A 22476-nucleotide genomic window follows, 5' to 3' on the forward strand; every position below is an offset into this window, starting at 1 on the left:
CTGTCTGCCGTCACAACAGTTTCCACACGTTTTTATTCTCGATAACGTTTGTGCTGGAATAGAGATGACTACGCGAACAGTGTCGTACGATATGGTCGTCGTCGGTGGCGGAACGGGTGGCTGTTTCGCCGCGGCGACCGCTGCCCGAGCGGGACTCGACGTCGTCCTCCTCGAGCGAAAGAGCGAGGACGAGGGCGGCTACATCGCCTGCGGTGACGGGATCAAGGGCAAGAGCACGTTCCCCGACGTCGTCGACCGCGACCGACTCAGGGACGAATCGTTCACCAACGAGGGGATCACGCGCGGCATCTTCGAGAACCCCCAGTCGGGCGAGTCGCTCGAGATTCCGTTCGACGAGACGGGTGCTGTCGTCGACCGGTTTAAATACGGACAGGTGTTGCTCGAGGAGACCGACCGCGCCGGCGTCGAACTGCACTACGACACCGTCGTCAACGACGTCGTCCAGCCGAACGGGCAGGTCGAGGGCGTGACGGCGGTTCGAGACGGCGACCACCTCGAGTATCGGGCCGACGTCGTCGTCGACGCTGCGGGCGCGCTCTCCGTGTTGCAGGACAAAACCGACCTCTCGCAGTCGACGTTCGATACGAACGTCAACTACTCGCAGTTCTGCTCGGCCTATCGCGAGGTGCTCGAGGTGCCCGAACCGGTCGACTGGGACGACGCGCTCGTCTTCAAGCCGACCGAGGAACTGGGCTACCTCTGGTACTTCCCGCGGTCGTCAACGGAGATCAACGCGGGACTGGGCTTCCAGATGAGTCAGCAGCCGCTGGAACTGGTCGACGTGCTCAAGGACGACATCGCGAACCGCGCGGAGTTCGCGGGCGCGACGGTCAAGAACAAACTCGGCGCCGCGCTCCCGACGCGGCGACCCTACGACTCCGCCGTCCACCCCGGCTACGTGGCCGTCGGCGACGCCGCGGCACACGTCAACCCCTGTACCGGCGGGGGGATCCCCGGGGCTGCGAAGGCGGGCCACTGGGCCGCGGAGATCGCCGTCGAGGCGATCGAGGACGGCGACGTCAGCGAAGCCGCGTTGTGGGAGTACAACCGCCGCGTTCAGACCGACTTCGGCAAGCGCTTCGCCGCGATGGATCTCTACAACATCTTCGGGACCGCCCGCGATCAGCAGGATCTCGTCTCGATGGTCACGGCGCTCCCCGGCCAGCAACTGATCGACGCCATCGGCAAGAAGGGGACGACCGACATGAGCCTCGGACTCAAACTCAAGACCCTCGTCAAGACGTTCGGGCACTGGGACGCCCTCTACGACCTCTACAAGGTCCAGAACGCGGCCGGCTCGCTCAAGGACGTCTACGACAGCTATCCCGACGGCCCCGACCAGTTCGAGGCCTGGCAGAAGGAACGCGACTCCGTGATGGACCGCGTCTACGAGATCACCGGGGCCGAGCCGAAGTACTAGTCGAGAGCGGCGCTCTTCGGGCGCTCCAGCGGCGGGACGTTCCCTGCCGACCTACGAGGACCGAACGAGGGGCTCCGGCCGCTCTTGCTCCGCAGTGGGGATCGTGAAGTAGAAGGTAGCTCCCTCGCCGGAAGTGGATTCGACCCAGAGCGTCCCGCCGTGGCGTTCGACGATCCGCTCGCACAGCGCGAGGCCGACCCCTCCTGCATCGGGTTCCGACTCATCGGTCGCGTGGAGCGACTCGAACACCTTGAAGATTCGCTCCTGATACTCGGGATCGATACCGATGCCTTCGTCGGCAACCGAGAACCGACAGCCGTCATCCGTTCGTTCGACACCGATGTGTACCTTCGGTGTGCCTTCGCCGCTGTATTTGAGCGCGTTCGAGAGCAGGTGCCGGAACAGCTGCGCGAGCTGGTCCGCATCTCCACGGACGGTCGGCAGTTCGTCGACGGTAATCGTCGCGTTCGTCTCCTCGATCCGCAACTGCAGGTCGTCGAGAACGCCGTCGAGGACCGCCCCAGTGTCCGTCGGCTTGAGCGGTTCGCCACCGGAAGAGATTCGCGAGTATTCGAGGAGACTCTCGATCATCGCTCGCATTCGATCGGCTCCACCGACCGCGAAGTCGATGAACTCGTGTGCATCCTCGTCGAGGTCGTCCTCGTAGCGGCTGTCCAGCAATCGAAGGTAGCTGGAGACCATTCGGAGCGGTTCCTGCAGGTCGTGAGAGGCCGCGTAGGCGAACTCCTCGAGGCGTTCGTTCGCCGTGCGAAGTTGTTCGACGGTCTCCTGCAGTTCGAGCTCGCGCGTTTTGGCTCGCGCATCGTGGATGCCGGCGGCGAACCCGGCGACGCTCCCGATCGCTGTGAGGATGAGAACGTTCTGGACTGGGTCTCGCAGCCCGGCAGCGAGTGCAGTAAGGCCGAGCAGACCGAGCATGGCCCCGATGCCGCCGGCACACCACTTGGTAACGACGGCGTACACCTCCGGACGGATGTCGCTCTGTGGGAGCCGATAGCCGCCGGAGAGGAGCACAACGCCGGGGCCACCGACTAAAATAGCCATCACGATGTCGATTCCGAGCGGCGTATCTCCGACGAGCGGCAGGAACGAATATCCGACGGCGAGGGCGACGTACAGTCCGCCCAGAGCGACGATGATCTTTCGTGCTCCAACTGTGGAGCGGACGGCGGTCGGCTGAGGCACTATCGGCATCTTGAGACCGACTCTTATCAAGGTACTGTCCGAGAGCGACGACAGACGCCGACGGTCGCATCTGAAACGTTACCGAAGGTCTCGCACGGATTCGTTCGCGTCGCGAACGGGACCCCGAACGGTCTCGTCAGTACGATCACTCGAGTCCGTCGGCAGCCGAAACCGTGTGAGAATATATATCCCCTCCTGTGGTCCGAATAGTATGTCATTCGAGTCGGAACTCACACGGCTCTCCGCGACGGAATTGGCGACCCGAATTCGGAACGGCGACGTGACCGCGACCCGGGCCGTCGACGCCCACCTCGAGCGAATCGAGCGACTGGGCGACGAGATCAACGCCTTCGTCACGGTCTGTGCGGACGAGGCACGGGCAGCCGCCGAAGAAGCCGACCGTGTACTCGAGGCGAGCGAGGCGCAAAGCACCTCGGATAGTCGAACAGGGAGTGACGCGACCCGCGAGACGAGCGAGGACGTCGGTCCGCTCCACGGCGTCCCGCTGGCGCTGAAGGACCTCGGCGCGCTCAAGGAGGGCGTCAGGCACACCTACGGCTCGGCGCTCTTTTCGGACAACGTCGCCGCGGAGACGTCGGCGATCGTCGAGCGCCTCGAAGACGCGGGCGCGATCGTGATCGGGAAGACGAACACGCCCGAGTTCGGTCACAAGGGGACGACCACCAACGAACTCGTGGGGGCGACGGCGTCGCCGATCGACACCGATCTCAACGCCGGCGGCTCCTCGGGCGGCTCCGCGGCGGCCCTCGCCGCGGGGATGGCACCCGTCGCGACGGGCAGCGACGCGGGCGGCTCGCTGCGAATTCCCGCGGCTGCATGCGGTATCTACGCCATCAAACCGACGTTCGGGCTGGTCCCCGACGACGGCCGACCGAGCGCCTTCGGTCGGACGACTCAGCACGTCACGAAGGGGCCGATGGCCCGCACCGTCGAGGACGCCGCGCTGATGCTCGAGGCGATGGCCGGCCCGCACTCGGCCGATCCCTCGAGCGTCCCCGTCGACGTCGAGTATCGTGATGCCGTCGAGAATCCGATCGACGACTATCGGATCGCCTACAGCCCGGATCTCGACGTGTTCCCGGTCGGCGAGGAGGTGGGTGCGGTCGTCGAGGAGGCCGTCGGCGCGCTCGAGTCGACGGACGCGACCGTCGACGAAATCTCGGTCGATCACGGCTACTCGATGGCCGAGATGCAGGAGGCGACGATGGCGACGTACATGACGTCGATTCTCGAGACCGCGACCATCGTCGAGGAAGCACACGAGATCGACCTTCGAGAACACCCGGACGACGTCACCGACAGTCTGCTCTCGATGATCCACATCGGCGAGGGGTTCGGTCCGGAAGAACTCGCGCGATCCGCCGTCGTCCGAACGGGCTTCTACGACGCCGTCCAGGACGTGCTGGCCGACTACGACCTCCTCGTGACGCCGACGCTCTCGCGGGCCGACGTCGGCCTCCACGAGGACCTCGAGTCCAGCGCGTGGGACTGGCCGCTCACCTGGCCGTTCAACTGGACCGGCCATCCGGTCGCCGCCGCGCCCGCGGGGCTGACGGAGAAGGGACACCCCGTCGGTATCCAACTGATCGGATCTCGATTCGAGGACGACCGGGTGCTCGCGGCGAGCGGAGCGTTCGAGCGCGAACGCCCCTGGGAGCGGCTGTACGAGTGATCGTCGCCGCTGTGTTCGTTACGCCATCGCTCGAGACGAGCGATCCTCGACGACGGAACCCGAACCGCTCACCGCAAACCAAACCCATTTTCGCGTGCTGACCCTCGTCCCGTCTATGGGAACAGAAGACGCCGAAGCTGTTGCGCCGGGAACGTGCCCAACCGCGAACGGGATGCCGATGCTCGGACTCGGCACCTGGCAGAACGACGACTCCGAACAGTGCGTCGAGAGCGTTCGGACGGCCCTCGAGACGGGCTACCGGCACATCGACACCGCTCAGATGTACGAGAACGAGACGGCCGTCGGTGAGGGCATCGCGCGGGCCGACGTCGACCGCGAGGAGGTCTTCCTCGCGACCAAGATTACGCCCTCGAATCTCGCACCCGACGACGTCCTCGAGACGGCCCGCGAGAGCATCGATCGACTCGGCGTCGATTACGTCGACCTGCTGTACGTCCACTGGCCGGCCCGAGCGTACGCCGGCGAAGACACGCTCTCGGCCTTCTCGGAACTGTACGACGAGGGACTGATCGAGAACGTCGGCATCAGTAATTTCCTGCCGGAGCAGGTCGCGGAGGCCGTCGATAGCTGCGACGCGCCGATTCTCGCGAACCAGGTCGAACTGCACCCGATGCTCCCACAGCCGGAACTCCGGGAGGCCTGTGAGAACGCCGACGTCGAGGTCGTCGCCTACTCGCCCATCGCTCGGGGGGCAGTGTTCGATCAGCCCGAGATTCAGGACGTAGCGGAAAAACACGGCGTCAGCGAGGCGCAGGTCAGTCTGGCCTGGCTGCGCGAGAAGGGCGTGACGGCGATTCCGAAGGCCACGGGCGAGGAACACATCCGTGACAACTGGGGGTCGCTCACCCTCGAGTTGGATCGCGAAGATATCGAGACGATAGACAGTATCGACGAGACGAGTCGCGAGGTCGACCCCGGCTTCGCACCGTGGAACTGACGGTTGCTGTCCGGTAATTGGGGGCGCGAGGCAGTATCGATCTACAATTATTGACCTGTCTTCGATCGGGAATAAGCAGGAAAGTTTACGGTATCCCGGCTTTTTGGCTCGCGTATGTCCACCCGCTCACGACAACGTGGCGGTGGTGGGTTCGTCGGTGCGATCAAGACCGACGTACAGCGGTTACACGGTGCCTGGATGGAACTCGTCTTTCCACGCCAACGTGGCCGCGGCCACTCCGTCATGGGGAAGTGGAAACCCGAGACGCTCCCCCAGAAGATCGGTTACCACGGCTGGAGCATTCTCGGTCTGTTCGGCTTACTGCTCCTCTACCCACTCACCGTTATCGGCCTCGCAACCCGCTTCTACGCGGCGAAACTCGACTCGACGCGCACCCGACTCGGCATCGTCGGCGTCACCGGCATCGCGCTGCTCGGCTGGGGACTGCTGACGGTCGCCTGGGGGGCGATGTCGTACATGGATCAGGTCGACATCCCGCTCGACGCGGTGCTCGCCGTCGCCGCCGCGAGCGGCGTCGCGACGCTCTCGACCGCGCTCGCCGCGACGTTTTCGAAAGTCGGCGGCCGTGCCGTAACGGTCGTTCTCGCGTACCCGTTCGCGATGACGGCGCTGTTCCTTCCGCCGGTCGTCGCCGCCCTCGTGACGCCGTCGCTGCACCCGTACATCCTCGACCCCAGCTACGAGTTCGCGGCGTGGGCCCTCGACAACGTCCTCTACGTCGGCGGGCTGAACGAGTACCTGCGCGGTAACTACAACCTCGAGGGTGCGGCCTACGCGGCGATGTGGCTCGGCATCTCGATTCCGCTGGGCTGGTTCCTCGGAATCGTCGTCGCGCTGGCGAATCTGGTGCGTCCCTCGGAGTAGCGTCGTCGCTCGAACGCTCGTTTTCCACGGACGCAAACTGGCTACCGATTTCCGATACGATTAGGTGATCGACTCCGAACGGTCGCGTATGGAGTTCAACGAACTGACGACAGCAGTCGCGTTCATCGGCCTGATCGCCGTCGGTGTCGGCGGCATGATCGCCTCGGATATGATGGCGACGGACACCATCCTGATGATGGTCGCCCCGTCGATGATCGTCTTCGGCGCAATCATGCTGGGGATCGGTGTGCAGTACGGGGAGTACCGCGCGATGAACTGAGAGTCACTGTTTTCGGCTTCGAGCAGCGTGCGACCGCTCGAGTCGTGAGTCGGGCTAAAACGGGGACCGAACGGAGCGAAAATCGAGCCCGCGTCGCTTAGCGAGTGTCGACCGCGATCACATGTAGCCGAGGTCGCGCAGGCGCTCCATCAGGTCCTCCTTGTCCTGGGCGCGGCCCGCGCGCTCGGTCGTTCCCTCGAGGTCCTGCAGCCAGGCGGGCTCCTCTTCGCTCTTCTCGGTCGAGATCTCGCTGCCCAGCGAGCGGAAGCCGGCGAAGTACTTCGGCGAGATCGGAATGTCCTCCTGCTCGACGCCCTCGGGGAGGTCGTCGTCGCTCTGCGGGACGTAGCCGTCGTCCGGGAACGCCTCGACGGTGTCCGGAACCACGAAGTTCCAGAACGCCTCCCACACTGCGGCTTCGTCGAACTGCAGGATGGGCTGGATGCGGTCGTGGGGCGGGTAGATGTCGGGGTCGTGGCGCGGCGAGAAGAACGTCTCGTCGGCGCGGGCCTCCTGTTCGTCCCAGCGGACGCCGGAGATGACGCCGTCGATGTCGTACTCCTCGAGCGCGTCGTTGAGCGCGACCGTCTTCAGCAGGTGGTTGCCGACGTAGGTGTCGAGCAGGAACGGGAACTCGTCTTCCTCGTACTCGAGGATCTCGCGAACGTGGTGCTGGTTGTGGTCGGAGAGTTCGGCGATCTCGATCTCGTCGCCCGGCTCGAGACCGTGTTCGTCGACGTACTCGCCGATGTCCTCGTTGCGCGCGTAGATGACCTCGAGATCCCACTCGTCGGCCCAGTGATCGACGAAGTCGTGGATCTCGTCGAAGTGCTGGTAGTGGTCGATGAAGACTGCGGGCGGTACCTCGAGGTCGAAGCGCTCGGCGACCTCCTTGATGAAGTACAGCGTGAGCGTCGAGTCCTTGCCGCCGGTCCACATCACGGCCGGGTTCTCGTACTCCTCGAGGCCTCTCCGGGTGACCTCGATCGCCTTCTCGATTCGATCCTGAACGTGCGGGTAGTCCTCGGGATCTTCGCCGTCACCATCGTCGTAGTCGACGTCGACGTACTCGGGGAAGTTCTCCGTCATGCAGTGTAATGAGATATAATTACCACATTTAAACCCTTTGGGGGACCGGAAACGTCTGTCGGGACCTGAGTCGAGCGATCGACGTCGGAAGTCGTGGGCGCATCTCGAATACGCTGGTGGCGTGGTGGGCGTCGATATTCGGCGCCGATAGCGCCCGTACTGGTACTTTGGTGGCCCAGACGTCGACAACCGGAGGGATGGAATCGGCCGGTATACCTGTGTGCCGTGGTCACAATACGGCCGGTCCTGCGGCGGGGGTAGGGCGACAGTCCCGGCGACAAAACGAGGCCAATCTTGACGGTACCACAACGCGGCGTCCACCGAGAGACGCTCGAGCGGCTCCTCGTGCGCTCGAATCGGCGGCACGCTGCGTCGCAGTCGCTGGGTGAGACGAACGGTTCGAAGAAGGACATCCGTCGAACATGACCGAACCGAATCCCCAGTTCAGGCTGTCTCAGTCGTTGGCCGGGGCCGCGTGGCCCGTCCGAACGACGGGACGCTCGCCGAGTCGAAGACCGCTCCGATACAGCGGCAGTTACTCGTCTTCCTCGACGACTTCCGGATCGCTCATCGCGCTCTGGAGGCTGTCGAGTCCGTTGATCCACTCCGTAACGAGGCCGTACTCGAGTTCCTCGGCGACGCCCATGTCCAGTTCCTCGCCGTCGATGATGAGAGCCCCGGCCTGTGCGGCGTAGCCGAGCGCGGCGTCGAGTTCCTCCTCGGCCTCGGCGTCGGCCGCGGCGCCGATGTAGTCGCCGACACTGCCCTCCTCCGGTGGTCCGCCGGCGACGTACTCCTCGGCGGCGAAGAAGACGCAGACGAGACTCGTCTGGACGCCGTCGACGAGGATCAGTTTCTCCTCGTCCTCGATATCGACCTCGCCGAGGACGATCTCGCGGACCTTGTTGATCTCCTCGAGCGCTTCCTCCTGTTCGAGATCCCCGTCGTCGTAGGCGGCGACGATCTTCGCGATCGCGATCGCCGTGTCGTCCTGCAGATTGAGCAGGAGTCGGGCCGACGATTCGTCCTCCGGATCGATCTCTTCGTCTTTGATGCGGCCGATCCAGTTCTGCCAACGTTCCTCCGAGTAGAACTCGGTCGGGGGATTGCTCATACAGACACCTACACCGGCCGCTTGAAATGCCTTTCTCTACTGTATGCCGATCCGACCAAAGCCGTACGGACGGGATATGGCCGTTAGAGGGTCCCTTCCGTGTCAATTCCGTAGACGAGATCCGGCGTTTCGACGTGTGCGTTTCGGACCGCGTCCGCGTGGCCGTTCTCGAGCAGCCACCGCACTCGCCGCGGAACGGTCTTGGGTCCCAGAACGGCCCCGGGCCGGTCCGGGTCGTCGATGTAGTCGGTCTCCATCAGGAACGGGTCGCCCCGTTCGGCGGCCGTCTCGAGGGCGTCTTTCTCGCACATCACGCTCGGAATCGGTCCCTCGAGACGGCCGCCCGCGTAGTGTTTGACGACCCTGTGTCGCTGGAGTCCCGCCGCTTCGGCCCACTCCGCTACCTCGGTCAGATCCTCGCTGGCCTCGGTGTGGAGTTGGACGGCGCAGTCGAGGTCGGCAGCGCGCTCGAACGCCCGCCGCATGACCGCGTTCGAGGCGTCCCAGACGGCGTCCTCGACGTCGTAGTGGGGACGGCCCGATTTCAGCGCCAGCGCGTCACCGGCCTCGACGTACTCGGCCGCGACGTCGATTCCCGCCCGCATCAGGTCGCGCGCGTTCTCGGGACCGAACCCGCGGTCGTCGACCAGCCGCGAAACGAGACCGGGATGGACGCCCAGCACGGGCCACGCTCGCCCCTCGAGTTCCTCGTCGGCCTCGGCGACGATCTCGATGGTGCGCTCGAAGACTTCCCGAAAGTCCGCGCCGGTCTCGACCTCGACGCCGAGATGCCAGGAGGGTTTGTTCACCACGAGCAGGTGGGTGCCGCCCATGTGGGCGAAGTCCCGCACGGCGTCGATGCCGCGGTGGTTGTCCGGATCGAGGTGGAGGTGATTGTCCAGGACCGGCGTCTCGTCGTCGATCATAGCCGACAGTGGGCGGGCCGCGCGGGAAAAATCTCCGGCTTCGGACTCGAGTCGGACGACGCCACGGGCCTCGCATCGCCCGCTGGATCGACGGCGCTAGATCGTTCGTCGATACTGACACTGCGGACAGTAGATCGTCTGCCGACGGACGATCAGCAAACTCTCGCCACAGCGGCACGGGCCGCCGAGGGAGACGCTGGTCGCCTCTCGGACGACGCCCTGCAGCGTGTTCTCGAGTCGGTCGGCGCGTCGTTCGACGGTCTCGAGTCGCTCTTCGATCTCGTGGAGTCGTCTCGAGAGCAGCCGTCGCCGTCGTGCGTCTCCCGGATCGTATTTGTGGCCCATACCCCGTCCACCGCTTCCGTTCGGATTAAACGCGTGGGGGTGATTAGCAAGGGTGGAGCGGTTCACGACCGGTCGAACGGCGTCGCGTCGAGGCCGGTATCAGTCACGAACGGGCGCTCGCTCGTCGGAGCGTACCGCCGGAAGCGTCACCGAGAACGTCGATCCCTCGCCGGGTTCGGACTCGACGCGGATGTCGCCGCCGTGGCGTTCGATAATTCGCTGACAGAGCGCGAGGCCGATCCCCGTTCCTGCGTACTCGTCGCGGCTGTGCAGGCGCTGGAACACCTCGAAGATGCGTTCGTCGTCCGACGGATCGATGCCGATCCCCTCGTCGCTGACCGAGACGATCCACTCCGCACCCGCCCGTTCCGCGGAGACGTGCACCCGCGGCGGTTCGTCTCCGCTGTAGGTCAGTGCGTTGCTCAACAGGTTCTGGAAGACCTGTCGCAACTGCCCGGCATCGCCCCGAACCCGCGGTAACGATTCGACGGTGACGTCGGCGTTCTCCTCCTCGATCCGGAGCGCCAGTTGCTCGCGGACCTCCGAGACGACGGTCTCGAGGTCGACCGGCCCGAGGGGATCACCGCGCGTCTCGACCCGCGCGTAGGCGAGCAGTCCTTCGATCATGTCGCGCATCCGGTCGGCGCCGTCGACGGCGAAGTCGAGGAACTCCTCGGCGTCCGAATCGAGGTCGGCGGCGTACCGGTTCTCGAGCAACTGCAGGTAACTCGAGACCATCCGGAGCGGCTCCTGGAGGTCGTGGCTCGCGGCGTAGGCGAACTGTTCTAACCGTTCGTTCGACTCCTCGAGCTGGTCGACCGTCTCCTCGAGTCGACGCTGATACGCTCGGCGCTCGGTGACGTCGGTGAGCGTAACGACGCCCCGGCGAACCGACCCGTCCGCGTCTCTGACCGGCATCCCGTGTGCCATGACGATGCGCTGTTCGCCGTCGTCGGTCTCGATCTCGTAGACGTGGGGGTCCGTGAGCTCCTCGCCGTCGAGGACCCTGACCATCGCCCACTCGTCGTCGGCAACCGGTTCGCCGGTGTCGGCCCACCGTCCCGAGTGCCGGGCGTAGTCGTCGATGGCGTCCGTCTCGGGCGGCCCCTCACCCCAGATATCGATCGCCGTCTCGTTCAGTTCGAGCAGGGTCCCGTTCGCATCCGCGACCTCGACGCCGACGGGTAACACTTCGAACAGCGTCTCGAACTGGTCTTTGTGTTCCTGGAGGGACCGTTCGGTCCGTTTTCGGTCCGTAATGTCGGTGACGGCGCCGAGGAACGTGTCGGGTTCACCGCTGGCATCGCACTCGACGTGGCCGCGGGAGACGATCCACCGGAGGTCTCCATCGGCGTTTCGGACGCGGTACTCCGCCTCGTAGGACCCGCAGGTTTCGAGGGCCTCGTCGATGATCGTCTCGACGCGCACGCGGTCGGCGTCGTGGATCGACGACAGGATCGTCTCATCGTCGACGCCCTCGCGTGCCGTCTCGGGATCGATGCCGAACAGTTCGGCGAACGTCGCGTCCGTGATCATCTCCTCCTCGGCGAGTTCCCACACCCAGGTGCCGACCGCACCGGCTTCTGTCGCCGCTTCCAGTCGGGCTTTCGTCTCGCGCAGGTCCCGTTCGCGCGCCCGCCGCTCGGTCACGTCCTGTGCCATCGCGATCCCGGCGAACACCGACCCCGTCTCGTCGGCGACGGGCACCACGTGAATATGCCACGTCCGGCCGGCGTACTCGAGTTCGGCCGTTCGCTCCGCTCCCTCGAGTGCGGCCCGACAGATCGCTTCGGCCGACTCGGCGAACTCGCCGTCCCAGACGTCTCGAACGCGTTTTCCCTCGAGGTCGTCGGGGTCGGCGGGCAGATCCTCGAACGCCGTCCCCGCGGCCAGCGTGTAGCGGAGGTCGTCGTCGAACATCGTGACGATGCCGTTCGGGAACCGTTCGGCGAGCGTGCGGTAGCGGCGTTCGCTCTGCCGGAGTTTCCGCTCCCGCTCTTTCCGGTCGGTGACGTCCCGGAAGTAGACCGAGAGCCCGGTCTCCGACGGATACGCCCGGACCTCGAACCAGGCGTCGAGCGGGTCGGGGTAGTACTCCTCGAACGAGACGGTCTCCTGGCGGTCCATCGCGTACTCGTACTTCGCTTCGAACTTCCGTCCGAGCGCGTCCGGAAACTCGTCCCAGATGTTCGTCCCGACGAGTTCGCGGTCGCTCGGATTGATGAGGTCGTGGGCCGAGTCGTTCAGATACGAGAAGTTCCACTCCTTGTCGAGCGAGAAGAAGGCGTCCGAGATCCGCCCGTACATCTCCTCGAGCTCGGTCTCCGCGCGTTCGTTTTCGATCGCCGACGCGAGGACGTTCGCGACGCTCTGGACGAAACTCGCGTCGTGATCGGTGAACTCCCGTCGATCGGTCGTATGCGTGCCGAGGACACCCCACGGCTCCTCGAGCGAGCCGATAATAACGCTGATCCCGCTGACGACGTCGTGGTCGGTGAGCAACTCGGGGCCGGAAAACCGCTCCTCGGTGCGCAGATCGTCGACGACGACGGGTTCTCTGGAGATGAGGGTGTAGCCAGCCTGTGAGTCTCGATCGGTCGGGACGGTCGCGTTCCCGACGAGACCTTCCTGCCAGCCGACGCCCTCGCGGAGGAACACCTCGTCTCCGCCCGGGAGGAGTTCGAGGACCTTGCAGTACTCGTTGCCGAGCGTCTCGGCGACGGCGACCGACGCGGCGCGCATCAGTTCGTCGAGATCGTCGACCGCTAACGCTTGCTGCCCGAGATCCGCGACGACTTCCTGTTGGTGAATCCGCCGCTGAAGCGTCGCGTCGGATGCCGACGAAGGATCCATGCTATCTCTGCTACCGATGGCACCGGGGTAAACGTTACCCTTAGCTCTCGATTGCGTCTTCGATCGGTCACGAGAACGCTCCATTTCTCGATAGCACGGTGACGCCGTTCGAACGCGGTGCTCAGGAACCGAGCGTGATCGCCTCGTCGGCCGCGTTCTGCAACGCGTCCGATCGCCCGTGCGACCCCGGCGCGATGGCGATCGTTTCGACGCCGACGGTCCCCGCGTACTCGAGGGCGGGCTTGAAGTCCGTGTCGCGAGAGGCGATCGCGAGTCGGTCGATGGTGCCCTCGCTACACAGCGCGGTCGCGTCGACGGCGAGTTTGACGTCGACGTCGCCGCTGGTGATGATCACCTCGAAGCCGCGGGCTTCGGCGGCCTGAATGAGCCCCGGCGTAGCGTGTTCGTCGAGGTAGAGTCGAATGACGCCGACGCGCCCGAAATCGCCCGCGACGTCACGAAGGTCGTTCAGGTCGACGTCGAACTTGTCGCGAAAGACGTTCGGCCCGTCGACGAACAGACCCACCGTCGGCTCGGTCTCGAGTTCGGGATCGGGGCCTGCGAGGCGAGCCAGACGGGCGCGAACGCGGTCGAACATGCTCGAGCGTTTCTGGGGCCGCGAAATAGGTGTGACGAATCGCGACGACGCTCCGGGCCGTCAGATCAGGCGGTGAACGACCCTCGTCGCCGATCGACTGTTGTGACCGAATGTAGGCCAACTCTTGTCAGTTCTAAAACAACGAATAGTTGGTTGTTTTGGAACGATACAGGGCCTTAAACGGGTTGCTGCACATATTCATACGGTATCTGCCAATCGTTTTCCGTTCTGATACGTTCTCGAGATCACAATGTTGAATAAACAAATTCTTGGTTCGATAAGATTTTACTAATTTCAGTGTTTGCTGACTGTCAGCGGATGACACAAGACGATCCGGCGGACGACGGTGCGGACACGACGTACAATCGACGGAGATTTCTGACGGGAACGGGGTCGCTCGCGGCAGGTGGCCTGATCGGCTCCAGCGGGCTGGCGAGCGCGACGCCGAGTCGCGAACCGGGGGCGAAGAAGGACGAACTCATCATCGGCATCTCGCCGTCGGTGTCGGACATCGAGAGCGAAATCGGACCGCAGATTCCCGGCGACGCGTGGATCGAGCACACGAACGAGACGATCCACTATGCGGTCGTTTCGCTCCCGGAGGAAACACCGGAATCGGCTCGCGAGACGATCATCGAGGCGCTTTCGAGCGTCGATCAGATCGAGTACGCGGAGGAGAACGCAACTTTCGAGGCCCTCGGTGCACCGAACGACCCCCACTACAGCAGCCAGCACGCGCCCCAGCAGGTCAACTGCGAGACGGCGTGGGAGACGACCTACGGGAGCGACGACGTCACTATCTCCATCGTCGATCAGGGCATCCAGTACGATCACCCGGTGCTCGAGGAGAGTATGGACGACAGCGTCTCGAACCACGGTAACGAGTTCGTCAGTGGCGGCAACGATCCGTACCCGACCGCCGGCGACGAACGACACGGAACCCACGTCGGCGGCATCGCCGGCGGCGGAACGGACAACGGCACCGGCCACGCCGGGATCAGCAACTGTTCGTTGCTCTCCGCTCGAGCGCTCAATCAGCGGGGACAGGGCTCGCTCTCCGACATCGCCGACGCGGTCCAGTGGTCGGTCGACGCCGGTGCGGATATCATCAACCTCTCGCTGGGTGCCTCGAGCAGCTACCGGACGCTCCGGGAGGCCTGTCGATACGCCGACAATAACGGTGTGTTGCTCGTCGCGGCCGCCGGTAATTCGGGGTCGTACGGCGTCGCGTACCCGGCAGCCTACGACGAGGTCGTCGCCGTCTCGGCGCTCACCAGCAGCAATTCGCTCGCATCGTTCTCCAATAGAGGGTCGCAAATCGACCTCGCTGCACCCGGGTCCCGCGTCATCTCGGCGGTCCCCTGGGACAATTACTCTCGAATGTCGGGCACGTCGATGGCGTCACCCGTCGTCGCGGGCGTCGCCGGACTGGTGCTGTCGGCCTATCCGGGACTTTCGAGTGACGAGGTGCGCGAGCACCTGCAGTCGACGGCCGTCGACGTCGGACTCTCCTCGAACGCGCAGGGCTACGGTCGCGTCGACGCCGGCGAGGCGGTGACCACCGTTCCCGAGGGATACGACGGTGACGAGCGCGACGGCGAGGAAGACGGCGACGAAGACGAACGAGACGAGGCTCCGGGTCGCCTGCTCGCGTTCGTGACCGAACCCGATGCCAGCAACGCGGAGTACGAGTTTACGGCCGAGGGGACCGTCGAGTTCACCGAGGCACCCTACGACAGTCCGTCCGGCAGAAGCATCGAGGGCGGCACGTACACCGGCGTGGACTTCATCGACGACGAAGGCGAGACGGTCCGCGCCGGCGGAGTCACCGGCGGCGGATACGGAGACGCCTTCACCGTCACCGGTCCGGTGACGTCGATCGAGATCGACCAGCCCGACGTGATGTGGCTCGAACTCGACAGGGAGGAGATGACCGTCGAGGAGGTTATCGACGAAACTGGTGGTGACCCCGACGACAACGATCCTGACGAGGACGACAATAACGACTCCGACGACGAACCCGACGAGGATGACAATAACGACTCCGACGACGATAACGACCCCAACGACGACGAGGACGATAACGACGATGAGGACGAGGAACCCAGGTGCGGCAACGAGACCGCGAGCGAACGCTTCGACGGCGAACTCGACGCCGGCTGGGTGGGTGACAGCGACCGGTACACCTACTCGCTTCGGACGGACGACCCGTGCTCGGCGACGCTCACGCTCGAGGGACCGTCGAACGCCACCTTCGATCTCTACGTGAATACCAGCGGTCGCTCACCCAACAGGTGGATCCACGACGAGTCGTCGGAGGGTTCGGGCGCGTCCGAGGAGGTCTCGCTCGAGCTCTCGGGCGACGAAGAGATCGGGATCCAGGTCTACGCCGATAGCGGCAGCGGCGAGTACGAGTTACGCATCGACGAACGGGGTCGATAACCGGCCGGTAGTTACACCGGCTCGGCGGACTCGAGTCGGTCACGGATCGGTGCAGGCTCGCTCACTCGCTGGGCCGACTGAGATGCACGAATCGCCCGCGTTCCCCACCGACCGACGAAAAGACATTACTACTCCGCGGGTGATGACTCGCATATGCCGCTTCAGACGCCGCCGTTACGTGGGGTTCACGCCGAACGAGGCGCGAAGTTCACGGAGTTTGGCGGCTGGGATATGCCGGTCGAGTTCGATTCGATTCGAACGGAACACGAGGCCGTCCGCGAGGATGTCGGCGTCTTCGACGTCTCGCACATGGGCCAGATTCACGTCACCGGACCGGACGCGACCGAGTTGATGCAACGGCTCACTTCGAACGACGTCGGCCGACTCGCGGTCGGTGACTCCCAGTACGCCGCGATCACCGACGAGGAGGGAATCATCATCGACGACACCGTCGTCTACCGGCTGCCGGACGGCGAGACGTCGGAGGCGTCTCGAGCGGGCGAGTCGACCTACCTCTTCGTTCCCAACGCCGGAACCGACGAGGCGACCCACGAGCGGTGGATCAGCTACCGGAACGAGTGGGACCTCGAGGCGACCGTCGACAACCGAACCGACGAGTACGCCATGTTCGCGGTTCAGGGACCGAACGCCGCCGATCTCGTCGCGGACGTAACCGAGGAGTCGGTCACCGACCGTTCCCGGTTCGAGGCCCAGTACGGGACGATCGACGACGTTCGGTGCTGGATTGCCCGGACGGGCTACACCGGCGAGGACGGCTTCGAACTGATCGTTCCCTGGTCGGAAGCCGAGGCGATCTGGTCGCTGTTCGACTGCCAGCCCTGCGGCCTGGGCGCTCGAGACACGCTGCGGATCGAGGCCGGACTCTTGCTCGCCGGCCAGGACTTCGATCTCGAGTCGAACCCGCGAACCCCCTACGAGGCCGGGATCGGCTTCACGGTCGATCTGGACACCGAGTTCGTGGGTCGGGACGCCCTCGAGCAGGTCAGCGAGGCGGGCGTCGAGGAGCAACTCGTCGGCTTCCAGTTGATCGACCGCGGCGTCCCCCGTCACGGCTACGACATCACGAACAGCGAGAGCCGGGTCGTCGGCACCGTCACGAGCGGGACGATGAGCCCGTCGCTCGAGAAAGCGATCGGTCTCGGCTACGTCCCGACCGAGTACGCGGAGCCGGGAACGACCCTGCAGGTCGTCGTCCGCGGTCAGTCCAAAAAGGCAAGAGTTGAAACGACGCCGTTCATCGATACCGTATAACTATGAGCTTCGAAATTTCCGACGACAGACGCTATCTGGAATCGCACGAGTGGGCACTCGAGGAAAACGGCACCGTCCGGGTCGGCATCTCCGACTTCGCGCAGGACGAACTCGGCGACGTGGTCTTCGTCGAACTCCCCGACGAGGGCGACGACCTCACGCAGGAAGAGGAGTTCGGCGTCATCGAGTCCATCAAGGCCGTCTCGGACCTCTACGCGCCGGTCAGCGGCGAGGTAACGGCCGTCAACGAGGACCTGTTCGACGCCCCCGAACTCGTCAACGAGGATCCCTTCGGAGAGGGCTGGATGCTCGAGATCGACGCCGACGATACCGACGAACTCGAGGCCCTGCTGAGCGCCGAGGAGTACGAGGAGCAGATCGCCTGAGTGTCGCCCTGCGCCGACGCACGCGAACCCGGCGCCGTCACTCCGAAAGCTGTATCTTCTCTCACATCTCAGCGTCCGTAGTAGGAGACTATGTCGGTAACGTCACCGGGCGCCGTCGCGTTCTCGCCGATCACCGGACTGGACCTCCTCGCACTTCTCTTGCTCCTCCACGTCTGGTTCGTCGGCGTCGGTCTCGCCGCGTACAGCGAGAGCTCCGGGCTCCCCTGGAGCCAGCGCATCGACCTCGGTATCCGCCAGTACGCGTTGCTCACGCTGCTCGCGACGGTCGTCGCCTGGCTCCCGTTCGCGCTCGGCGACACGTACCCGGTTCCTCTCGGCGGCTCTCGAGGCGAACGACGGCTGGCTATCGTTCTGCTGGTCGGTGGTTTCGCCGCGGTCTGGTCCGGATTCTACTACGCCGGCGGCGCGGTGACCGCTCTCCGGTCGTACGCCGCCGTCCGCCGGACCGCCGTCGTCGACGCCGGCGACGTCGAGACGGGCCGCGTTCAGGTCTCGGGAACGGTTCGAGCGTCGACGGACTCGCTCGAAGCACCTCTCTCCGGTCGCGACGCCGTCTGCTACGAGCTGACCGTCGCTCGAGACCTCTTCGAAGACGAGTCGACGCCGAACGACGACAGCTCCGGGACCGGCGGTTCCACCGACCTGTTCTCGTCGGCGTTTCGTGAAACGATTCCCGTCGACGACGTCCGAACGACGTTCGCCCTCGAGGACGAGACCGGCCGGGTCGCCGTCGACCCGACGGACGCCGCGCTCCGACTCGAGACCGAGACGACGACGGTCGTCCCCGGCGGCGACCGCCCGTCCGGTTCGCTGCTCCGGTATCTCGTCCGTGAGACCGAGTACGAGCCGACCGAGCACCGAGAGCGCTACCGAGAAACGAGGATCGAACCGGGTGACGAACTGTCGGTCATCGGCGTCGCTCGTCCCGAACGGACCGTCGAATCGGTCGACGAAGCGGCGGTCACTGTGCGTGGGAATTCCGACGACCACGAGAGCCACGCCGGATCCGGACGGACGTCGGCGATCGAGTCACGTTCGACGACGCTCTCGACGATCACGAACGGCGACTCGTTCGCAGAATTCGTCGTCGCCAGCGGCTGTGAATGCCGTGTCGAGCGACACTTCGGGCGAACGGTCACTGGCTGTGCGCTCGCGGCTGTCGCGTCGACAGGGACGGGTCTCGGACTCCTGTGGCTCCTGGCCGGACACGGCTAACCGAATCGGTTCAGTCCGCAGTCCCGTCCGACGGTCGGTCGGACCGGTTCACCAGGACGAGCGCACTACCCGCGAGGACCACCATCGCAGCCCCCCAGATCACCCACAGGACCGCGCTGTTCAGCCAGATCGTCACCGCCATCGTGACGGCGAAGACGGCCGTCACCGCGACCGTCAGTCGCTCCGTCCAGTCGAGGCGCTCGAGCATCGCTCTTCCTCACTCGAGGCCGGCGAGTCGTTCGAGTATCTCGTCTAACCCCGTGTTCGTCACGGCGAGCGAGTAGCCGTCGATGCGGGCGAGTTCCGCCGCGTGGTCCCACAGTTCGTCCTCCTCGAGGCCGTGGAGGATCACGGCGTTCGGCGTCGGGTTGAGCACTCGAAGGGCGATGCCGACGCCTTCGCCGCGGGTGACGTTGGTGAACACCAGCACGCGATTCGTGCTCTGGCCGTAGAGTCGGAAGAACTCCTCGCTCGAGAGGCGGGTGATCGCCTCGATGCTGTCGATCACCGTGTGGCCGCTGATGTGATCGGTGTTGCCCGGGGAGACCACGGTCGCGTCGAGGTCGTCGTGGAGTCGCGTGAGTGGGATCGAGGTCGCGTACTCCTGGAGGTCGTAGACGACGTCGCTGTCGAAGCCGGCGGACAGGACACGACCGTACTGTCGGATGCGGTCGCCGCCCCGTCGTTCGTCGATCGCCAGCAATCCCCTGACGAGTCGCCGCACGACGCCGATACCGGGGCTCTCGCGGCGCCCGCTCTCGTAATCGGAGATGACCGACGACGAGATGTCCAGCTCCGACGCCAGATCGGTCTGCGAGATATCGAAATCGGTCCGCCACTTGCGCAAGGTGGCGCCGGGATCGTCGCTCAGCGTGATCTCCCCGGCTATCTTCTCCGCGAGTTCTCGTTTTGGCCCACGGCCGCTCATACGCGACGGTCGGACGGTCGACTCAAGTAGCTACTGAATACGAGTCGTCGTCGACGGTTCGTCGAGATGACAGTCACCGTATCTGTCAATAAACTGTCTCTCTGGACGAAAACGAGCCCAAGACTGAAACGCGATACTGTGGCAACGGGTGGTATGCCATCTGTTGTCGTTCACGTCGCCCTCGGTGGATTACTCGGGACGGCGTTACTCGGCGATCGGTTCGACGCGAAGGCGATCTGTTTCGTTATGTTCGTCGTGGCGAGTGTCGACCTCGATACGCTGATCGGGTTCTATATGCCGGGGGCACACCGGGCGCTGTTTCACAACGTCTGGATCGTGCTCGTCCCGGCCGTCGTGCTCCTCTGGGACGTCACACTTCGCGAATCGTCGTTCGTTCTCGAGCGCTGGGGTGCGTACGGCTATCGGATCGCCTGGGTTACCCTCGTCACGGTACTACTCGCACACGTCTTGCTGGATGCCTTTTACACCGGTGTGAATCTCCTCTGGCCGCTGCACGACCAGTTCTACGACCTCTCTGGAAAACTGATCGTCTCGAACCACCGCGGTATCGTCCAGACGTTCGTCGAGTTCGACACCGTAACCGGAGCGATGGACGAGTCGACGGTACGGGGGTCGACGGAAGAGATGTACTACTCGACCGGATTCAATCCGACGCCGGGCGAGTCGTCCTCGGGTGCCGAACGAACGTTCCCGGTCGCGGAGACCGGGGAACAGCTCGTGCTCGTCGTCGCCAGTTTCCTAACCGTGGCGTTCCGAATCCTCGAGACGACTCGAAACGCCGAGAAAAACCAGTAGTAAGGGAATACGAACTGGTTACGCGTTGTTCATTCGTTGACTGTCGCGGTTGCCACACCGTGTGCACTCCCGAACTCGGTAGGGTTCGCGAGAGTACTGCGCGTTGTCTTCGTTCATGCTTTCTGTCACGAGCTGGATGCTAACCTCGTGAAGGGTGTTGGTTTCACAGACGTCACACGGTTCGGTCATCCCGTTTGATACGCCACCTGTCGTTGCCATATCTGCCCATTAGAGCCATCCACGATATATCGGCGTCACTGGCTTCGGAGCGCGAGAAGGGGTATAAATAGGTGTTATCTCAAACTGAAAATACCCCGCTCGATCACCGACGTATCAGAAACAAGTCATTAGTGGGTCAACGCCAACTGCTGGAATCGAACCTCCGGTTACAGCCCGTTCGGATCCGATTCCCCGTCACTGGCGGTCGTTCGTTCGCCGACCTATTCGACGAACTGAGTTTCAGCGTTACCCGGAAAACCTTTTGTTATGAGTCCCCCAACGCAGACCATATGGATGACGAGTCCTCTATCGAGGAAATTCTGAATACAATCGGGGACGAGCACGCTCGAACCGTCCTCGCCTCGGTCAGCCGCAAACCCGGCTCGGCGAAAGAACTCGCCGAACGACTAGAGCTCTCCCAGCCGACGATCTATCGACGCCTCGAACTGCTCGAGGAGAACGACCTGATCGACGATCGAACCCTCGTCGCGGACGACGGGAACCACTACAAGGAGTACACGTGTAACTTCAACAGCACCGTCATCTCGCTGGAAGACGACGAGTACGACGTGCGTATCTTTCGGGAAGAGAACCTCCCGGACCGGTTCACGAAGCTCTGGGACGAACTCGGTGTGAAATAACACCCGACAGATGTACGGCACACCTCACTCTCCGGTCGGAGGCACGCTGCAGCCGTGGATCGGTGAGTCCGAATGAACGAGATAACCGACGCGGTGCTGATGTTGATGCAGATGGCCGTCTTCGCGCTCTCGCTCGGACTGACGCTCATTAGCTTTCAATCGTACACTCAGACCAAATCGAAACGACTGGAGTCCGCGTTCATCGGGTTCGCGTTTCTCAGTATGGGCGTCGGACTCACGACGATCAACTCACAACTCTCGTCGGCGCCGACGGTGTTCTACATCGCCGAGACGGTCCCCTTCATCGTCGGGTTCGGGATGCTCTATCTCTCTCTCTATCGGTGAGCGCCGGTCCGGATTACCGTCACTCCGACGCAGGCGAGTCGGTCGTTTCGACGCGATCCTCGAACCACGCTATCGCCGCCTCGACCGTGTGCTCGTTCGTGCCGCGCACGCGAATTCGACCCGGGCGATCCTCGCTGCGCGGATAGCTGCCGACGGTGACGTCGAACTCGTCGGTCACGCCCTCGAGCGCATCGTGCAGCGACCCCTCGGGTGCGGGCGTGTAAACCGTTCGGGCGACGGCGTCGCCCCGGAACTCGTCGGCGACCGCCTCGAACGTCTCCTGCATCTCGTCGGGGATGCCGGCGAAGACGTAGACGTTGTCCACGACGCAGCCCGGGGCCCACCCCGCGTCGGTGACGAGCGGCGTCGCGCCCTCGGGGATCGACGCCGCGGCGTCGAGATCGAGGTCCAGATCGTACTCGTCGACCAGGTCCGGATTCTCGTCGCGGAACGCTGCGGCCTTCTCGAGCAGTCGATCCCTGATCCGCTCGTGGACGACGAGATCGCGGCCCAGTCCGTCCGCGACGGCTTCGACGGTGACGTCGTCGGGCGTGCCGCCGATCCCGCCGGTGACGATGACGGCGTCGAACGCGTCGGCCCAGCGAGCGACGTAGTCGGCGATGAGCGCTCGATCGTCGGGGATCGTCAGGATTCGCTCGACGGTGCTCCCGCGCTCGGTTATCCGGGTCGCCAGCCAGGCGGCGTTCGTGTTCGTCGTCGTGCCGGCGAGCAACTCGTCGCCGACGGTGACGATCGCGACGTTCATACTGGCCGTTCGGCGTCGCGACAGTTAGCGCCTGCGC

The 22476-nt window shown here is 64.4% G+C and carries 24 protein-coding genes; 13 read left to right on the forward strand and 11 right to left on the reverse strand.

The features are described from left to right. Nucleotides 1–64 precede the first annotated feature (64 nt). Nucleotides 65–1441: a geranylgeranyl reductase family protein gene (locus ACSFC7_RS16200; RefSeq protein ID WP_436343860.1), complete on the forward strand. Its 1377-nt coding sequence runs from the start codon at nucleotides 65–67 to the stop codon at nucleotides 1439–1441. 51 nt (nucleotides 1442–1492) lie between these two features. On the opposite strand, the gene ACSFC7_RS16205 is transcribed toward ACSFC7_RS16200, so the two are convergent. Continuing rightward, nucleotides 1493–2647: an ATP-binding protein gene (locus ACSFC7_RS16205; protein WP_436343861.1), complete on the reverse strand. Its 1155-nt coding sequence runs from the start codon at nucleotides 2645–2647 to the stop codon at nucleotides 1493–1495. Between the two features lie 211 nt (nucleotides 2648–2858). Here ACSFC7_RS16205 and ACSFC7_RS16210 point away from each other — a divergent pair, with 211 nt between their 5' ends. The 4 genes from ACSFC7_RS16210 (at nucleotide 2859) to ACSFC7_RS16225 (ending at nucleotide 6463) form a co-directional block, all read left to right on the forward strand. After that, nucleotides 2859–4340: an amidase gene (locus tag ACSFC7_RS16210; protein ID WP_436343862.1), complete on the forward strand. Its 1482-nt coding sequence runs from the start codon at nucleotides 2859–2861 to the stop codon at nucleotides 4338–4340. 115 nt (nucleotides 4341–4455) lie between these two features. Next, nucleotides 4456–5298, forward strand: a complete 843-nt coding sequence (locus ACSFC7_RS16215) for an aldo/keto reductase (RefSeq protein WP_436343863.1) — start codon at nucleotides 4456–4458, stop codon at nucleotides 5296–5298. Nucleotides 5299–5412: 114 nt separating this feature from the next. Further along, entirely contained in the window at nucleotides 5413–6183 is a 771-nt protein-coding gene (locus tag ACSFC7_RS16220) for a hypothetical protein (protein ID WP_436343864.1), read from the forward strand. A gap of 88 nt (nucleotides 6184–6271) precedes the next feature. Further along, complete coding sequence (locus tag ACSFC7_RS16225) at nucleotides 6272–6463, forward strand: DUF7333 family protein (protein ID WP_436343865.1); 192 nt, start codon at nucleotides 6272–6274, stop codon at nucleotides 6461–6463. A 117-nt stretch (nucleotides 6464–6580) separates the two neighbouring features. On the opposite strand, the gene ACSFC7_RS16230 is transcribed toward ACSFC7_RS16225, so the two are convergent. After that, entirely contained in the window at nucleotides 6581–7552 is a 972-nt protein-coding gene (locus ACSFC7_RS16230) for a phosphoadenosine phosphosulfate reductase family protein (RefSeq protein WP_436343866.1), read from the reverse strand. 294 nt (nucleotides 7553–7846) lie between these two features. On the opposite strand from ACSFC7_RS16230, the gene ACSFC7_RS16235 reads away from it, so the two are divergent. After that, nucleotides 7847–7978: a hypothetical protein gene (locus ACSFC7_RS16235; RefSeq protein ID WP_436343867.1), complete on the forward strand. Its 132-nt coding sequence runs from the start codon at nucleotides 7847–7849 to the stop codon at nucleotides 7976–7978. Nucleotides 7979–8087: 109 nt separating this feature from the next. On the opposite strand, the gene ACSFC7_RS16240 is transcribed toward ACSFC7_RS16235, so the two are convergent. From ACSFC7_RS16240 to ACSFC7_RS16260, 5 genes are all read right to left on the reverse strand, one after another. Next, the gene (locus ACSFC7_RS16240) at nucleotides 8088–8666 is read right to left on the reverse strand and encodes a DUF2150 family protein (protein WP_436343868.1); all 579 of its coding nucleotides are present in this window, start codon (nucleotides 8664–8666) and stop codon (nucleotides 8088–8090) included. A gap of 83 nt (nucleotides 8667–8749) precedes the next feature. After that, nucleotides 8750–9592, reverse strand: a complete 843-nt coding sequence (locus ACSFC7_RS16245; RefSeq protein ID WP_436343869.1) for a TatD family hydrolase — start codon at nucleotides 9590–9592, stop codon at nucleotides 8750–8752. Between the two features lie 96 nt (nucleotides 9593–9688). Further along, nucleotides 9689–9937, reverse strand: coding sequence for a hypothetical protein (locus ACSFC7_RS16250; protein WP_436343870.1), 249 nt, complete (start codon nucleotides 9935–9937; stop codon nucleotides 9689–9691). Nucleotides 9938–10036: 99 nt separating this feature from the next. After that, nucleotides 10037–12790, reverse strand: a complete 2754-nt coding sequence (locus ACSFC7_RS16255) for a PAS domain-containing protein (RefSeq protein ID WP_436343871.1) — start codon at nucleotides 12788–12790, stop codon at nucleotides 10037–10039. A gap of 121 nt (nucleotides 12791–12911) precedes the next feature. Then, nucleotides 12912–13388 carry an NYN domain-containing protein gene (locus ACSFC7_RS16260; protein ID WP_436343872.1) on the reverse strand — a complete coding sequence of 159 codons (477 nt, stop codon included), beginning with the start codon at nucleotides 13386–13388 and terminating at the stop codon, nucleotides 12912–12914. A 318-nt stretch (nucleotides 13389–13706) separates the two neighbouring features. Between ACSFC7_RS16260 and ACSFC7_RS16265 the strand changes: the two genes are divergently transcribed. From ACSFC7_RS16265 to ACSFC7_RS16280, 4 genes are all read left to right on the forward strand, one after another. After that, on the forward strand, nucleotides 13707–15830 hold the full coding sequence (locus tag ACSFC7_RS16265) for a S8 family serine peptidase (protein ID WP_436343873.1): 2124 nt from the start codon (nucleotides 13707–13709) through the stop codon (nucleotides 15828–15830). A 153-nt stretch (nucleotides 15831–15983) separates the two neighbouring features. Beyond that, complete coding sequence (gene gcvT, locus ACSFC7_RS16270) at nucleotides 15984–17102, forward strand: glycine cleavage system aminomethyltransferase GcvT (protein ID WP_436343874.1); 1119 nt, start codon at nucleotides 15984–15986, stop codon at nucleotides 17100–17102. Between the two features lie 2 nt (nucleotides 17103–17104). Further along, nucleotides 17105–17488 carry a glycine cleavage system protein GcvH gene (gene gcvH, locus ACSFC7_RS16275; RefSeq protein ID WP_436343875.1) on the forward strand — a complete coding sequence of 128 codons (384 nt, stop codon included), beginning with the start codon at nucleotides 17105–17107 and terminating at the stop codon, nucleotides 17486–17488. Between the two features lie 90 nt (nucleotides 17489–17578). Continuing rightward, entirely contained in the window at nucleotides 17579–18724 is a 1146-nt protein-coding gene (locus ACSFC7_RS16280) for a GIDE domain-containing protein (protein WP_436343876.1), read from the forward strand. A gap of 10 nt (nucleotides 18725–18734) precedes the next feature. Here ACSFC7_RS16280 and ACSFC7_RS16285 read toward each other — a convergent pair whose 3' ends face one another. Together ACSFC7_RS16285 and ACSFC7_RS16290 are read right to left on the reverse strand one after the other, a co-directional pair. Further along, nucleotides 18735–18932, reverse strand: coding sequence for a hypothetical protein (locus tag ACSFC7_RS16285; RefSeq protein WP_436343877.1), 198 nt, complete (start codon nucleotides 18930–18932; stop codon nucleotides 18735–18737). A gap of 9 nt (nucleotides 18933–18941) precedes the next feature. Beyond that, on the reverse strand, nucleotides 18942–19652 hold the full coding sequence (locus tag ACSFC7_RS16290) for a helix-turn-helix domain-containing protein (RefSeq protein ID WP_436343878.1): 711 nt from the start codon (nucleotides 19650–19652) through the stop codon (nucleotides 18942–18944). A gap of 153 nt (nucleotides 19653–19805) precedes the next feature. Between ACSFC7_RS16290 and ACSFC7_RS16295 the strand changes: the two genes are divergently transcribed. Then, nucleotides 19806–20468, forward strand: coding sequence for a metal-dependent hydrolase (locus ACSFC7_RS16295; RefSeq protein ID WP_436343879.1), 663 nt, complete (start codon nucleotides 19806–19808; stop codon nucleotides 20466–20468). 18 nt (nucleotides 20469–20486) lie between these two features. Here ACSFC7_RS16295 and ACSFC7_RS16300 read toward each other — a convergent pair whose 3' ends face one another. Next, the gene (locus ACSFC7_RS16300; protein ID WP_436343880.1) at nucleotides 20487–20687 is read right to left on the reverse strand and encodes a DUF7835 family putative zinc beta-ribbon protein; all 201 of its coding nucleotides are present in this window, start codon (nucleotides 20685–20687) and stop codon (nucleotides 20487–20489) included. Nucleotides 20688–20977: 290 nt separating this feature from the next. Here ACSFC7_RS16300 and ACSFC7_RS16305 point away from each other — a divergent pair, with 290 nt between their 5' ends. Both ACSFC7_RS16305 and ACSFC7_RS16310 read left to right on the forward strand, forming a co-directional pair. Continuing rightward, on the forward strand, nucleotides 20978–21328 hold the full coding sequence (locus ACSFC7_RS16305; protein WP_436343881.1) for an ArsR/SmtB family transcription factor: 351 nt from the start codon (nucleotides 20978–20980) through the stop codon (nucleotides 21326–21328). Between the two features lie 72 nt (nucleotides 21329–21400). Then, nucleotides 21401–21673: a DUF7521 family protein gene (locus ACSFC7_RS16310; RefSeq protein WP_436343882.1), complete on the forward strand. Its 273-nt coding sequence runs from the start codon at nucleotides 21401–21403 to the stop codon at nucleotides 21671–21673. Between the two features lie 19 nt (nucleotides 21674–21692). Here the strand turns inward: ACSFC7_RS16310 and ACSFC7_RS16315 are convergent, their stop codons facing one another. Next, the gene (locus tag ACSFC7_RS16315) at nucleotides 21693–22439 is read right to left on the reverse strand and encodes a competence/damage-inducible protein A (protein WP_436343883.1); all 747 of its coding nucleotides are present in this window, start codon (nucleotides 22437–22439) and stop codon (nucleotides 21693–21695) included. Nucleotides 22440–22476 lie beyond the last annotated feature (37 nt).

This window comes from Natronorubrum halobium, assembly GCF_051351675.1.
Classification (GTDB): domain Archaea; phylum Halobacteriota; class Halobacteria; order Halobacteriales; family Natrialbaceae; genus Natronorubrum.